This window comes from Roseibium aggregatum (assembly GCF_017309185.1).
GTDB classification, from domain to species: domain Bacteria; phylum Pseudomonadota; class Alphaproteobacteria; order Rhizobiales; family Stappiaceae; genus Roseibium; species Roseibium aggregatum_B.
The window spans coordinates 2,557,140-2,569,815 of sequence record NZ_JAEKJZ010000001.1; the positions used below are offsets into that span (position 1 = coordinate 2,557,140).

Annotated in this window: 15 protein-coding genes; 6 read left to right on the forward strand and 9 right to left on the reverse strand. The window is 58.0% G+C overall.

The features are described 5' to 3' along the window. Positions 1-61: 61 nt before the first annotated feature. The gene (locus JF539_RS11110; protein WP_209017094.1) at positions 62-706 is read right to left on the reverse strand and encodes a DUF2306 domain-containing protein; all 645 of its coding nucleotides are present in this window, start codon (positions 704-706) and stop codon (positions 62-64) included. 103 nt (positions 707-809) lie between these two features. Here JF539_RS11110 and JF539_RS11115 point away from each other — a divergent pair, with 103 nt between their 5' ends. Beyond that, positions 810-1,445 carry a TetR/AcrR family transcriptional regulator gene (locus tag JF539_RS11115; RefSeq protein WP_207140451.1) on the forward strand — a complete coding sequence of 212 codons (636 nt, stop codon included), beginning with the start codon at positions 810-812 and terminating at the stop codon, positions 1,443-1,445. Here JF539_RS11115 and JF539_RS11120 read toward each other — a convergent pair. Then, entirely contained in the window at positions 1,442-1,876 is a 435-nt protein-coding gene (locus JF539_RS11120) for a DUF1489 family protein (protein WP_207140452.1), read from the reverse strand. The genes JF539_RS11115 and JF539_RS11120 overlap by 4 nt on opposite strands. A 132-nt stretch (positions 1,877-2,008) precedes the next feature. On the opposite strand from JF539_RS11120, the gene JF539_RS11125 reads away from it, so the two are divergent. Continuing rightward, on the forward strand, positions 2,009-2,881 hold the full coding sequence (locus JF539_RS11125; protein WP_209017095.1) for an NAD-dependent epimerase/dehydratase family protein: 873 nt from the start codon (positions 2,009-2,011) through the stop codon (positions 2,879-2,881). 118 nt (positions 2,882-2,999) lie between these two features. Then, on the forward strand, positions 3,000-3,587 hold the full coding sequence (locus tag JF539_RS11130; protein WP_207140454.1) for a hypothetical protein: 588 nt from the start codon (positions 3,000-3,002) through the stop codon (positions 3,585-3,587). Between the two features lie 56 nt (positions 3,588-3,643). Here the strand turns inward: JF539_RS11130 and JF539_RS27850 are convergent, their stop codons facing one another. Continuing rightward, positions 3,644-3,778 carry a hypothetical protein gene (locus JF539_RS27850; RefSeq protein WP_268957531.1) on the reverse strand — a complete coding sequence of 45 codons (135 nt, stop codon included), beginning with the start codon at positions 3,776-3,778 and terminating at the stop codon, positions 3,644-3,646. 394 nt (positions 3,779-4,172) lie between these two features. On the opposite strand from JF539_RS27850, the gene JF539_RS11140 reads away from it, so the two are divergent. Further along, the gene (locus JF539_RS11140; protein WP_207140455.1) at positions 4,173-4,895 is read left to right on the forward strand and encodes a DUF599 domain-containing protein; all 723 of its coding nucleotides are present in this window, start codon (positions 4,173-4,175) and stop codon (positions 4,893-4,895) included. Here JF539_RS11140 and JF539_RS11145 read toward each other — a convergent pair. Next, on the reverse strand, positions 4,814-6,061 hold the full coding sequence (locus JF539_RS11145) for an adenylate/guanylate cyclase domain-containing protein (RefSeq protein ID WP_207140456.1): 1,248 nt from the start codon (positions 6,059-6,061) through the stop codon (positions 4,814-4,816). The two genes, JF539_RS11140 and JF539_RS11145, sit on opposite strands and share 82 nt — an antisense overlap. 112 nt (positions 6,062-6,173) lie before the next feature. Then, positions 6,174-6,971, reverse strand: coding sequence for a YdcF family protein (locus JF539_RS11150; protein ID WP_207140457.1), 798 nt, complete (start codon positions 6,969-6,971; stop codon positions 6,174-6,176). 463 nt (positions 6,972-7,434) lie between these two features. Here JF539_RS11150 and JF539_RS11155 point away from each other — a divergent pair, with 463 nt between their 5' ends. After that, entirely contained in the window at positions 7,435-7,839 is a 405-nt protein-coding gene (locus JF539_RS11155; RefSeq protein ID WP_207140458.1) for a Clp protease ClpP, read from the forward strand. 114 nt (positions 7,840-7,953) lie between these two features. On the opposite strand, the gene JF539_RS11160 is transcribed toward JF539_RS11155, so the two are convergent. The 3 genes from JF539_RS11160 to JF539_RS11170 all read right to left on the reverse strand — a co-directional run bounded on the left by JF539_RS11160 (position 7,954) and on the right by JF539_RS11170 (position 10,155). After that, the gene (locus tag JF539_RS11160) at positions 7,954-8,568 is read right to left on the reverse strand and encodes an ATP-dependent Clp protease proteolytic subunit (protein WP_207140459.1); all 615 of its coding nucleotides are present in this window, start codon (positions 8,566-8,568) and stop codon (positions 7,954-7,956) included. 203 nt (positions 8,569-8,771) lie between these two features. Further along, positions 8,772-9,611, reverse strand: a complete 840-nt coding sequence (locus JF539_RS11165) for an adenylate/guanylate cyclase domain-containing protein (protein ID WP_207140460.1) — start codon at positions 9,609-9,611, stop codon at positions 8,772-8,774. Between the two features lie 127 nt (positions 9,612-9,738). Then, positions 9,739-10,155 (reverse strand): ACT domain-containing protein, encoded by a 417-nt coding sequence (locus JF539_RS11170; RefSeq protein ID WP_207140461.1) that lies wholly within the window; start codon positions 10,153-10,155, stop codon positions 9,739-9,741. Positions 10,156-10,320: 165 nt separating this feature from the next. Between JF539_RS11170 and JF539_RS11175 the strand changes: the two genes are divergently transcribed. Further along, a complete protein-coding gene (locus JF539_RS11175; RefSeq protein ID WP_207140462.1) occupies positions 10,321-11,232 on the forward strand; it encodes a hypothetical protein in 912 nt (303 codons plus the stop codon). 268 nt (positions 11,233-11,500) lie between these two features. Here the strand turns inward: JF539_RS11175 and JF539_RS11180 are convergent, their stop codons facing one another. Beyond that, positions 11,501-12,673, reverse strand: a complete 1,173-nt coding sequence (locus tag JF539_RS11180) for an isovaleryl-CoA dehydrogenase (protein WP_207140463.1) — start codon at positions 12,671-12,673, stop codon at positions 11,501-11,503. Positions 12,674-12,676 lie beyond the last annotated feature (3 nt).

Sequence of the window (12,676 nt, forward strand, 5' to 3'; positions counted from 1 at the left end):
ATTGGGACCGAAGAGCCGTTTTGGCAAGCACCGCGCGTCTCCATGTGCCACAGAGGAGAGCTCATTCAGCCGCCACAGGTCTCGAAATGCAGTCAAGCGCGCCAGAAACCCTCAGGTAAATCTCGATCGCCAGCGCATTCGGCACCCAGCATAGCCAGGCGATCACGGTGTAGGCGATGGAAAAATCCCAATCGAGCGCCAGTGCCGTCCCGAGATAGATCCTGAGCGTGACAGCAGCGAAAGTGAGCGATGCAGACCGAAGCATCCAGATACGGTGCAGAGCAAAACGGCGCCGGACCGCATATATGACGCCCTGGGCGGTCGTGGCGAGCCAAAGGACGGCAAGGCATGCAAAGCCTGCGCTTGCGACACTTCCGGCGGTCGAATGGAAGGCAAGCTGAAACCCGGCAAGTCCCGACACAAGGATAGCGGCCGCGTAGGCTCGTCCCATCCATCGATGCAGTGCCGGCCTGCCTGCGCGCAGCCGCCCCATGAACTGGAAAGGCATCAGGGCAAGCGCAATCGGCGCGACCCCGATGTGGGCGTAGAGCGGTATCGCGTTCCCATCGAGATTGTGCGCCAGAAAATCCATTGCCACCTCCACGCCGAGTGGAAGAAACCGGTAGGAGATCAGCGCGACCGCAAGCGCGCTTACGGTCGCACCCCAGAAAGCCGTACGCCGCGCCGAGAGGATTGATGGATGCATGGCTCTTGATCCTTCGCTGCAAACTTGACAGTGTCAAGATATCGATTGACTTGACACTGTCAAGTAGATCCTTCATCAAGGTTCCATGCCAACAGCCGCTTCTTTGAAACGAAAGAGAGACGGGTCTCTCAGGAATGACCTGATCGATGCGGGGGTGTCGCTTCTGCGCGACCGTGGTCCCGATGGCCTCTCCTTGCGCGAGTGTGCCGCGAATGCGGGTGTTTCCCATGCGGCACCCGGCTACCATTTCAAGAATCTCATGGGACTGTCCACGGCGATCGCCGCCCGTGGCTACCGGTTGTTTTGCGAAGCGATGAAACAACGTTTGGCCGCGGCGGACGAAGCGCCCTTCAGCCGCCTGGAAGCCATCTGCCAAGGCTACCTGGACTATGCGTCCGCGCACCCCGAACTGTTTCTGTTCATTTTCTCAGGCCAGAAATTCAACGAGTCGGACGAGGAGTACGATGCTGCGGCCCGGGAGGCCTATGCCATCCTGCGCGAGGTCTGCGCACCGCTGGTGCCGGAAGGGTCGGAGCCCGCGCATCTGGAAATCCTCGTCTGGTCCTTTGTGCACGGCTACGCTCATCTGAGTATGACGAGAAAAAGGGAAAACCCGGAAATCGGCCTGACATGGCCTGACCTTGGATCGCTGCTCCAATACCTGGAGCGGGCTCTTGCTGCCGACAAAGCGGAAGGACTTCTGCCCGGCGACAGGAGCAACGGGCACGGAAGCTCCTAAAGGAGGCAGAGTTCGGTCAGTTCCTGACGCATGGCCTCCGAGAGCGCCGAACTGTCGCCGGCAAGCCGTAGATCCTTCGGAGCATCCGACGCCTTGAGATAACGCCACCCCTGAAAGGGACGCTTCGGCTGAAACTGGGTCAGAACGACTCTCGGCTCGAGCACGAGGTCGCAGCGCTTGATGCCGGCTTCGTCCGTAAACGGCCTGATATCGACCAGATGCTGCCGGGCTTGAATTTTTCCCTTGATCACCCAGTAGAGCGACCCGCCGTCGAGAAGCTCGTCGCGCCGCGTCGGTACCATCCGGGTCGTATGGGTCGTTTCCGCCGGCAGCCCGGCTGCCCGCGCCTGATCGACGCGAAAGTCGATCCAGGCCTGCAACGACTCCACACTGTCCGCACCGACACACAGTTTTACAAGATGCAAGGTCATGCCCCTGACCTAGCAGCCCCGCCGTCCGCGTCAAGCTGGGGGATAATCCGGCGCCGGATTTTGCACAGGGTTGGAACGTGGGTCCTTGCACGGTGGCGCCGAAACAGGTTCTCTTTGGTCATGGATATTTTCGTGTCTGGCGGCACGGGGACCATTGGCGCCCCGGTCGTCGCCAAACTGCTCCAGGAAGGCGCTCATGTTATCGGCTTGGCCAGGTCCGATGCCGCATCCGAGGAACTGCGCTCTGCGGGCGCAAGCGCCTATCCCGGCGACCTGCGCGCTCCGGAAGGCTGGGTGAGCCGGGCCGCCTCCTGTGACGCGGTTATCCACGCGGGCGCCACCTTTGCAAGCGACATGGGCCGGATCGATCGCCATGCCATGCTCTGCCTGAAACAGGCCGCCAGACACCGAAAACAACCCTTGCAGGTTATCTATACCGGTGGCATCTGGCTGTATCCGCCATGCGGCACAGGCAAGATCATTACCGAAAAGACGCCGTTTTCTCCACTACCGGCATTTCGCTTCATGAGCGAAACGATCCGCTTCCTGTCCAACGGAACCGACCTTGCCCTTGCCGTGATACACCCGGCTCTGGTCTGCAGCCGGACGTCGGGTCCGATCGCAGAGATGACCCGTGCGCTCAAGGCGGGCAGCGCATTTCAGACCCGGGCGCGTCCCGAAACAGTCTGGCCTCTGGTTGAAGCGCGGGACCTTGCGGATCTCTACCTTGCAGCGCTCAAACAGGCCCGGTTTCGCCTCTCGCTCATCGCCGCCGGCGTTGCTGGCATTTCCGTAGCGCACCTGGCCTCACATATCTCGGCACGCCATGGTCTGCCGCTCGAGATTGAAACGCAGGCAAGCCCGAAAGATATCGATCCGGCAAGCGACTGGACCGCTGGCTACGCACTTTCGCAAACCGTGGACATCGACCATGCCCGGCGCGCTACCGGCTGGCAACCGGAGCACTCAACCGTCGAGGACCTGATCGTCGCCCTGTCAAAATAGACACATGGAAAATTTACTTAGTCTTTTCAATCGCCTATGATATGCTCAACAAGGCTTTTTAAAGGTTTCCCTGCTAGCGTTTCCCGACCTTAGCTTTGTGGCCGGCAGGGAACAGACATTGGCAACAAACCTGAATCTATTCGCGCGCGCTCAGGCGATCGCAGGGCTGATCGCGATTTTTTGCCTGACAACCCCTTTGAGGGCGGAAAGCAACTTTCCACTCGGCACGTTTCAGGTGGTCAACTCGGCAGGCTTCGTGGAAGAAAACGGTATCCGCCAACCACTTGAACTGGATCAGAACGCCGGAGTCGCCACGATCGGCCGCGAGAACGACGGCACACTGCTTCTGGAAATCAACAATACGCAAATCGGTCTGTTTCCGGTCGCCAACGGGCTGGACGCCCTGAGCTGGGACGCCGAGGCAACCGCCCTTTTGCACGACGTAGACATTCAGGCGCTGTTGGGCGAAAGCGACCGCGCCGAGATCCCGGTCTGGGGGGCTCGTGTCGACTGGCCTGGGAACGGGACCGTGGAAATTGTCCTTCTGCCGCTTGGTATCGATGCACTCACAGGGTTTGTTATCAGCCACCCAGGAGAAAAAACCGTCGTCCGTCAGATGGAGTTCCGCCAAACGTTTGGTCCCGCGAACCGGCCGGAGTTTTCGCACCCGTCTCACGAAATGGCTGCAAACGCGGACAACGACTGAAAAACAAAAGGCGCAGCCAGTGGCTGCGCCTTCGTTCTGAAAACGTCCCGTTTGCCTTACTGGGCAACGGCGACGGCTTGCTGGGCAGATTCCACATCGTTGAACAAAAGGATCATCGTCAACGCAATGCCTGCTGCTGCAACGGTCCACAAGGTGACGCTCCAGCAAGATTTCTGCACGTTTTCGTCCATGAAAGCCCTACATTTCGATTGTCGGCGCCATCCCCCTGAGAACCCAATTATGGCGCCATTGGGGCAACGAGGTAAACGATCCCTTACCATTTCGCAAGTGCAAAATTAGAGCATCTGACCTCACTTTTTCGCAGGGCGGAAAAATGCCCTGATCGACGAGATATTTAGCGCTTCGCCACCTCAAGACTGACCGTTTGGAAACTCGCTCCCGCAGGCCTTCCCACCCTCTCCAAACTCCCTGCCCGATGGGATTCACCTACCTTGGCGACACGCCTGTTGGACAGGTACGCAAAGTCGAGCAATTAAGCCAAAATCGGCCGGGCCTGTGTATTATCGTTGGGTTCGGGTCACGATTCGGCCAGTAATCATCGACGATTGAACGGAAAGGGTCACGATGCACGCCTTATCGCAACTCGACCAGGCAGCGGCAGCGTGGTTCCTTCTTGCCTGGTTCGGTTTCAATTTCCTGATTGATGTCAGCCCATTGCGCAAGAAAACCCTGTCAAGTGCCATGGAGGGCTTCCGCCGAGGCTGGATGATTTCCATGTGTTTGCGCGAGGTACGCATCATGGATACCTCCATCATGTCCGGTCTGCAGCAAGGCACCGCCTTTTTTGCATCCACCTCCCTCATTGCCATCGGTGGCGGTTTCGCACTGCTCGATGCAACCGACACGATCCTCCAGGTTGCCGGAGACCTCTCGATTCCGGTGGGCGAGAGCCGGGCCCTGTGGGAAATCAAGGTGCTGGGCCTGATGCTGATCTTCGCCTACGCCTTTTTCAAGTTCGGATGGGCTTACAGGCTGTTCAACTATGCCAGCATCATCATGGGGGCGGTGCCGGACCGGGGTCGTGCGAGTGACACGGAGATACGCAACATCGCTCTCCAGGCGGCAGAACTGAACATTCTCGCCGGCCGCCATTTTAATCGCGGCCAGCGTGCGTTTTTCTTTTCGATCGGTTTTCTCGGCTGGTTCGCCGGCCCTTACGTTTTCGCGGCAACCACGCTAGCGGTCTTTCTGGTCCTTGCCCGCCGTCAGTTCGCCTCCAAGGCCCGCGCGGCGGTATTGTCCGGGCAGTATCCGGATACGGTATCGCTGGACAGGTCCGGAGAATAGACAGAGACCGGGTCTTCAAATCCCTTGACCCTATAGCTGCCGAACAATCCCGACCGGCACCCCATGATGTCGGCCACCGCGTCGGAAACAAGGATCGGACGCTCCATGTCCTTTGCCAATTCCGCAATGCGTGCGGCCAGATTGACAACGGGGCCGACGACAGTGAAGTCCAGCCGCGTCTCGCTGCCTACGTTACCGTAGAACACATCCCCTGCATGCAGCGCGATACCGACACTCATGTCGGGAGTGACCATACAGGTCTTTTTGGTGTTGATTTCCGCGATCCGCAGCATCGTGTCACGCGCGGCCGCGAGCGCCCGGTGCGCTGCTTCGACCGCCTCGCTCTCGGTGTCATAGGGAAAGATCGCCATGACCTCGTCGCCGATAAATTTCAACACCTCGCCACCGTGCGCTTCAACGGCCGCCGTCATAACCCCGAAATACTTGTTCAGGAACAAAACGATTTTGTCGGCAGGCAAAGTATTGGAAAGAACCGTGAATCCCCTGATATCTGCAAAGCTGACGATAGCCTTGATCCACTCGCCCTCACCTCGTCTGGTCGTTCCGTCGAGCACCCTCAGACCGGCGCGCGGTCCGACATAGGTATCGAGCACCGTTTCTGCCGTGCGCCGCAGCGTTTTCAACTCACAGACAAGCGCAAGCGGCCGCACGATGGAGTCGAACACACTCAGATGCTTGTCCGTAAAACCGTCCGGGGTTTTGGTCGCGAAACTCACGACCTTGACCGAGCCGTCGGAAAACGGCATCGGAAGCGCGATATAGTCTGTATATCCTTCTTCCCGAAGCGTGGCTGTAACCGGAAACTCTGCCGCCTTCCGAGAATGTTTGCCGATTTCAACGCGAACCGGTTTCAGGGTTTCGTGTACCCTTCTGATCGGACTGGTCTGATAATCCTTGTCCGAACCGTCGTCCTCCGTATAGAGGCGGAGTTCACGCGTGCCTTCGCTTCTCCAGATGGAGGCTTCCGCCCGGACGTTCGGATGAACCACCCAGATCCCGGTAGTCGCCCGATCGACAGGAACATTTCCAGCACGCAAGCGCTCAGCGGTTTCGCTGATAATCTCAAGCGTGCCCTTCAATTGCGGTGCTTCGCTATAAAGCCACTGTACGACGTCGGCCGAAACGATCGGTGCCTCAAGGACCATTTTCGAGCGCCCTCTCAAATCATGATTCAGGCGTTATATGGTGCCTGGCGACCAATTGAGAAAGGGGTTTCTTACTGAAAACGCGACGTTGCCTGGAACAAATTTCCAAACCTCAGGGGGCGGGAAACAGTGACGAGCAACGACCCGTAAGCCAGTAGACCAGGAGACCAACCCATTCCCTGAAGGCCACATCGAAGCGCCTCAGCCCTTTCGATGCCCCGCCGAACCCAAGCGACCTGTCTTCCGGCCCGCGAGTGCGGTAGTCCACCGGATAGGCCGTCAAACCTGTCCAGCCCGCTTTTTCGAAGACACCCATGGATCGGGGCATGTGGTACGCCGAAGTCACCAGCAGCCATGTTTGTCCCGGTTTGGGATCGACAAGGTCTTTCGTCAGCACAGCATTTTCCCAGGTGTTTCTTGAGGCGTCTTCCAAGATCACCCTTTCGGCGGAGATCCCGAAGTCCTCAAAGAGCCGGGCGGCGCCTTCCGCCTCCGTCGCCTGCGCGGGAACGATGATGCCGTGCCCGCCGCTGTGAATGACCTTGGCCTGCGGAAATCGCTTCGCCAGTCTGGCCGTGATGGTGATGCGCTCCGCCGACGTGGTGAGCGCGGTATCGCCCCGGGTGCCGGTTACGATCGTGTCAACGGCGCCTCCGAGGACGATAATGCCGTCGACAGCGCGCATTTCCACCGGTCGCGCAAAGCGGTCTTCAAGAGGCAGGATCAGCCAATTGGCTGCCGGAGAGAACCCGCAGATCAGTAGCCCGAGGCAGCCGGTCCAGGCAAGTCCGAGCCCCAGCCTCTTCCGTCTCGTGACAGCCCTCATCAGCAATCCGAAAACGACCATGGCAATCAGAAAATTCGAAGGCTGGATCAGGAAATATCCAATTTTGGCGAGGTAAAAAAACATGGGCCGGACCTCCAGACCGTTGCGGGCAAGGACATCTACAGCAGGATCGGCACCAGTGGAAAGCCCCTTCCCCCGGCATGCGCCGGACCATCGCGGCGCGCGACCAAAGAGCTCCACAAACCGCTTCAAGCCTCGAATCTGACGTCTTTCCAACGAAATCAGAAAAGGCTTTTCCAAATAATATTAATTACTTACGCAAAATCCGCAAAACACTTCCACTTACTGCCGGTCAGAATCACGCCTGTTACAAATCTGTAAACTGCCTGTCACAGTTTACCGACATTCTCCGCCGCGCCAACGAGCCAACTTGCCGTCACGAGATCCGAAACTTTGCCCCTGCCGCGCAACAGGAAGCCTTGTCGTTTTTCTCAAAGGTCAGATTAGTGATCTGAGTCACTGGGTTCGCCGACTGGATGCGGCAATTTACTGGAGCAGTTTCGAAGGCTTAAGTGAGGTTAGCCAGATGACACTCTACAATAAACTCGGTGGGCGCAAGGCAATCATGCAGGCCATGCCGCTCCTTCAAGTCCGTCTCGAGCAGGACCCCTGTTTCGACCTAACGAAGTTCCGCCAGGAGTTCGAACGTTCCGACGATCTGACGGAGTTCCTGGTGTTTCTGTTCGGAGGCGCTCCATTCTACGACGGCAAACCGGTGAATGCTCTGTTGTCGCCGATTTGCACCTGCGCGGACGTCTATGATCGTTTCGTCGATCACCTCGTCGCCGTGTTCTTCGACGGTACCGCCATCGCCGCGGCGGAAGAGGATCTGCGAAACCTGATGGACAGGCTGAGGCCTCAGGTCCTGTGCCCGAAACCGGTCGCGCCGGTCCTGGTTTATTCCCTCGAGACGGACATGTTGAGTGCTTGAAGCGGACCCGTTGTCCGATGCGGGCAACCCGGCAACGCTCGAATTCAAAGGAGAGACCCAGAACGAAAAACGCCGGGATGTTCCCGGCGTTTTCGCTTGTTGCGAAGGCTTTGTTCAGCCCAGTTCGTCGACCGTGACGACAACCTTGCCGACGAGGCCGTACTCGATGCCCTCTTCCGGGCCCATCCAATAGTCGCGGTCGGTGTCTTTCTCGATACGCTCGATCGGCTGACCGGTCGCATCCGCGAAAATCTTGTTCAGACGATCGCGCATCTTGATGATCTCCTTAGCCTGGATCTCGATATCGGTGGCCATGCCGCCGGCCCCGCCGGACGGTTGGTGCAGGAGAAAACGCGTGTTCGGCGTGCAGAAGCGCTTGTCCTTGGGAACGGAGACGTAGATCAGCGCTCCGGCGCTAGCGACCCATCCCATGCCGAGAATGCGTACTTCCGGCGCCACGAACTTGATGGTGTCGTGGATCATATCACCGGATTCCACATGACCGCCCGGAGAAGAAACGATGACCGTGATCGGATCGTTGGACACCTGTGCCAAAGCAAGAAGGCGGGCGCAGACATCGCGCGCCATTTCCTGAGTGACCGGACCGGTGATCAGAACCGTGCGCGCGTCGAACAAATGCTTGTCGACCTGAATCGACTGCTGGCTCTTGGTCTTTTCCTCGTCGTCATCGTCGAGGTGTGCTGGCACCGTGGTCGAGTAGTTTTTCATGCGCAGGATTTAGCTCCCTTGGCTGTTGAGCCGGTCGGCCCGGCAATTTGACGTTTGACGGCCGGATACGCCGGTCCGGCTTTTACGGTATGTGTAAGCCATGTGACGGGCGCTCGCAAATCGTGTGAACCTGAATAGCCTGAAAAGAGTTATCAGATTGGCAACAAGCCTCCTGACAGTCCTCAGCGGTCGGCCTGCCCGGTCTAACCATTCAGCTTCTTGTCCTTCTGACCCACGAGAAAGTGCCAGGCCAGCATGGCGGCGAACGGCAGCGAAGGCCACACGAACCAGAATTCGTGGAAACCGGTGGTCAGCAGATTAAGAACCAGAAAGAAGCCGATCATGAAGACGCACCCCTGAACGCGCCTCGGTTGGCCTCTCAGCCAGCGGCGTGCCTGTTCCAGGCCATCTCCCACTGCCCGCGTGTCCTTTTCCCAGTCGTGCGGGCCGCGTGAAGCCGCGTGGCCCTCTGCGGCCGCGTCCGGCTCCTCGCGTCCGAGACTTGTCTCGGGAGCATTGCGGCCTCCGAGCCTGACCGAATAGGTTTCGACCGGCTCGCTGACATTCTTGACCTTTCGAGGTCCGAGATTCTCGAACCCGAGGGCCAGCTTGGTCCGGACCTGATCGTAAACCGATTGCGACAACATGATTCCGCCGCGCGGCGCAAGCTCCTGCAGCCGGGCGGCGACGTTGACGCCATCGCCGTAGATGTCATCGCCCTCGACCATGATATCGCCGAGGTTGATTCCAATGCGGAATTCCATCCGGTTGTTGTCAGGCAGATCGCTGTTGCGGTGAGTCAGCTCGTTCTGGATCTCTACCGCGCATTGAACGGCTTCTATGACCGAGGTGAACTCGACGATGACCGCATCGCCCCAGGTGTTGACGATCCGACCGCTGTGACGGTCGGTGAGCGACGACATGACCTCCCGGTAAGCCTTCAACCGGTCGAGTGTCCCATCCTCATCGCGTTCCATCAACTTGGAATACTGCTCGACATCGGCGCACATGATCGCCGCCAGACGCCGCTTCACCCGTTGCATACGCTTACCCCTGATTGCTCATGCTTAGGAATGGGAAGCCAGCCCGCAAAATGCAAGAACATTTCCCCGGAAATTGTAACATATGATAGCGAAACGCGTGGACCGGGACGCCTTGCGACACAATCCTCTATCCACCTGCGGATAACTCCCGAAGCGCGTCCATGGCGTCCTTCGAGCGCGCTTCGGGAACGAAAACATGATCGTGATAGAAGGCAGCGACAACATTCGCGGAGATCCCCTTTGCCGCAAGCACCCTCGATACGGCTGCTGTCAGGCCGACGGCTTCGAGAGAGGAATGCACCGTGAGGGTTATCCTTCTGAACACTACCTGCTCTGAAAGTCCCATCTCGTTTGCCTGTTCCGCAGTGAATATCGCGGTCATCCCCTCTTTCTCGGCAATAAGTCCGGCAGGGTCGTAGACAGCCAGCTCGCTCATGGTTTTTTCCGGAAAACTGCAAAACACGTAGCGCAGCGGGTCCAGAACCGGCCGCATCTTCGAGATCAGTCTTTCCAGATCGGTCTCACCGTTCGACTGGGTTTTCATGAAGGCATTTTCTCCCGCTTTCATGACAGCACGCAACTCTTTGGCTGTCGGGACGGTTTCATCATTCCCGGAACTAATCAGGCATTCTCGACGCTCAACCTTCTATTTATAATTGCACCTTTAGAGTTCCACAGTTTTTACCGGTGTAGTCATTGAGGTTCGCAGATGGAGCGCTTCATACGTTTTGCGATCAGTCTTTTTCTGAGTGGCATGATGGTCTTCACGGGGCTAGGTCTAATTCTCTACTCCCTGGTGAATTTCCACTCCACCTACAAATTCATGGCGACGATGCCCGGCGAGAAAGAGGCTGGGGCGAGTCTCGCCCTGTTGCTGGCCGATTCCCTTGCTGGTGCGATGGAACAACCGGAACTGTTCCTTCAGCCACCGATTTTGTGGTTGTGGCTTCTCTTTCCGGCCCTGCTTCTTATTGGGTACGGAATCCGCAGAATGGCCCGCAGACTCATCGACGGCGTCCCCCTGCAGGAAATACAGCGTCCGACATCCGGCCCCGCTCTCTGGGGTACAACGGTAGCCTTTGTTCTCGGTCTGTTGTTAACCGGCCCCTCCTTCATCAGCGGGGTCATCAAGGCTCCAAAGTCTATTCCAGCTATCTTTTTCGGTGTGGATGTCCAAGCCCAGACCGTAGCTGTGTGGGAAGAGGACACCAAACGGACTTACGGCGAGAAGGAGTATTACGCCCGGTTTTTCTTCCCCGCCGCCGGGATGGAACACCAGGCAGAGCTTCAGGTCCGTCGGAGCAGGTTCGACTGGCTGCGTAAGCTGCCAACAGTGCGCCTCACCTATGTTAGAGGTAACCCTGACGAGATATACCTCACGAACGACATTCCGGGACGGTTGTCATACGCGTGGTCCTTTGTCTGGCGTTTTGCGCTCCTGTACGTCGCGATCTGCGGACTACTCAGAAATTTCCTTCCCAAGCGATCTCTCCATACCGGAACCGTTATCGCTCCTGATTTGCACACGACAGGAAATTCAATCCCTTCCGCTTCACCACAGAACCGTGCCGTCGGCAGCGGCCGACAGAGAAAACAGTTTGGCACGCGCGGCCAGACCTAGCGAGAAGACCCAGGCTGAAAACTTGTTCCGCTCCTGAAGAACTGTCACGTATTCACCTAATTGGAACACTCTCCGCGTTCAGGTCAAATATTTTGTGCGGATACCCCTTTGCCGCCCGCTATCCATCGGAAGATGTAAAAAGCTGGATCTCCGGTGACCTGTCGAAGCCACCGAAAGCCTTGCATTCGCCCGAACATGTCACACCCACAGCCTCAATCGCTTTTGAGGATCACAGGTTCCCAAAAAGATCCGCTGTGTATTGGTCTCTTCACGCCGTCTTGTTGAAGATTTCTCGCCCGATCAGCATGCGGCGGATTTCAGAGGTTCCGGCGCCGATTTCGTAAAGCTTGGCATCGCGCAACAGGCGCCCCGTCGGATACTCATTGATATAGCCGTTGCCTCCCAGAAGCTGGATGGCATCAAGCGCGAGCTTGGTGGCGTTTTCCGCCGCGAAGAGAATCGCTCCGGCCGCATCCTCCCGCGTGGTTTCCCCACGGTCGCAGGCCCGAGCGACCATGTAGACATAGGATTTGGTCGCGTTCATGGTGACATACATGTCCGCAAGCTTGCCCTGGACAAGCTGGAACGTACCGATCGGCTTGTCGAACTGTTCGCGCTCGTGCACATAGGGAATGACGACGTCCATCGCCGCCTGCATGATCCCCACCGCGCCCGCGGCCAGAACGGCACGTTCGTAGTCGAGGCCGGACATGAGAACGTTGACGCCCTTGCCCACCGAGCCGAGAACGTTTTCCTCCGGAACTTCACAGTCCTGAAACACCAGCTCACCGGTTTCCGACCCGCGCATGCCGAGTTTGTCGAGTTTCTGAGCCACCGAAAAGCCTGCGAACCCTTTTTCTACCAGAAAGGCGGTAATGCCCTTTGGGCCCGCGTCCGGATCGGTCTTGGCATAGATGATCAGCGTATCTGCGGTCGGCCCGTTGGTGATCCACATCTTGGAGCCGTTCAGAATATACCGATCGCCTTTCTTTTCGGCGCGCAGCTTCATTGAAACCACATCGGATCCGGCGCCGGGTTCGGACATGGCCAGGGCGCCGAGATGTTCCCCGGAAACCAGTTTGCCAAGATACCGCTTTTTCTGCGCGTCCGAACCCCAGCGGCGCAACTGGTTGACGCAAAGGTTGGAATGCGCGCCGTAGCTGAGTCCGACGGACGCCGACGCCCGGCTGACTTCCTCCATGGCGATACAGTGCTCGAGATACCCGAGGCCGGAACCGCCCCATTCTTCTTCGACAGTGATGCCATGCAGGCCGAGTTCGCCCATTTCCGGCCAGATCTCTCGCGGGAACCAGTCGTCCCTGTCGATTCTTTCGGCCATGGGCGCGATCCGGTCCTGGCTGTAGGACCGCACGGTATCGCGCAGCATGTCGGCTGTTTCGCCGAGATCGAAATTGAAGGTGGGAAAATCGTTGCGGATCATTCT

Excerpts from the sequence above, each read along its gene's own strand:
- JF539_RS27850 (WP_268957531.1), bottom strand. The coding sequence starts at position 3,778 with ATGGACGAAAACGTGCAGAAATCTTGCTGGAGCGTCACCTTGTGGACC.
- JF539_RS11180 (WP_207140463.1), bottom strand. The coding sequence starts at position 12,673 with ATGATCCGCAACGATTTTCCCACCTTCAATTTCGATCTCGGCGAAACA.
- JF539_RS11145 (WP_207140456.1), bottom strand. The coding sequence starts at position 6,061 with ATGGTCCTTGAGGCACCGATCGTTTCGGCCGACGTCGTACAGTGGCTT.
- JF539_RS11170 (WP_207140461.1), bottom strand. The coding sequence starts at position 10,155 with ATGAAAACCCAGTCGAACGGTGAGACCGATCTGGAAAGACTGATCTCG.
- JF539_RS11150 (WP_207140457.1), bottom strand. The coding sequence starts at position 6,971 with ATGTTTTTTTACCTCGCCAAAATTGGATATTTCCTGATCCAGCCTTCG.
- JF539_RS11165 (WP_207140460.1), bottom strand. The coding sequence starts at position 9,611 with ATGCAACGGGTGAAGCGGCGTCTGGCGGCGATCATGTGCGCCGATGTC.
- JF539_RS11160 (WP_207140459.1), bottom strand. The coding sequence starts at position 8,568 with ATGAAAAACTACTCGACCACGGTGCCAGCACACCTCGACGATGACGAC.
- JF539_RS11120 (WP_207140452.1), bottom strand. The coding sequence starts at position 1,876 with ATGACCTTGCATCTTGTAAAACTGTGTGTCGGTGCGGACAGTGTGGAG.
- JF539_RS11175 (WP_207140462.1), top strand. The coding sequence starts at position 10,321 with ATGGAGCGCTTCATACGTTTTGCGATCAGTCTTTTTCTGAGTGGCATG.
- JF539_RS11140 (WP_207140455.1), top strand. The coding sequence starts at position 4,173 with ATGCACGCCTTATCGCAACTCGACCAGGCAGCGGCAGCGTGGTTCCTT.
- JF539_RS11155 (WP_207140458.1), top strand. The coding sequence starts at position 7,435 with ATGACACTCTACAATAAACTCGGTGGGCGCAAGGCAATCATGCAGGCC.
- JF539_RS11110 (WP_209017094.1), bottom strand. The coding sequence starts at position 706 with ATGCATCCATCAATCCTCTCGGCGCGGCGTACGGCTTTCTGGGGTGCG.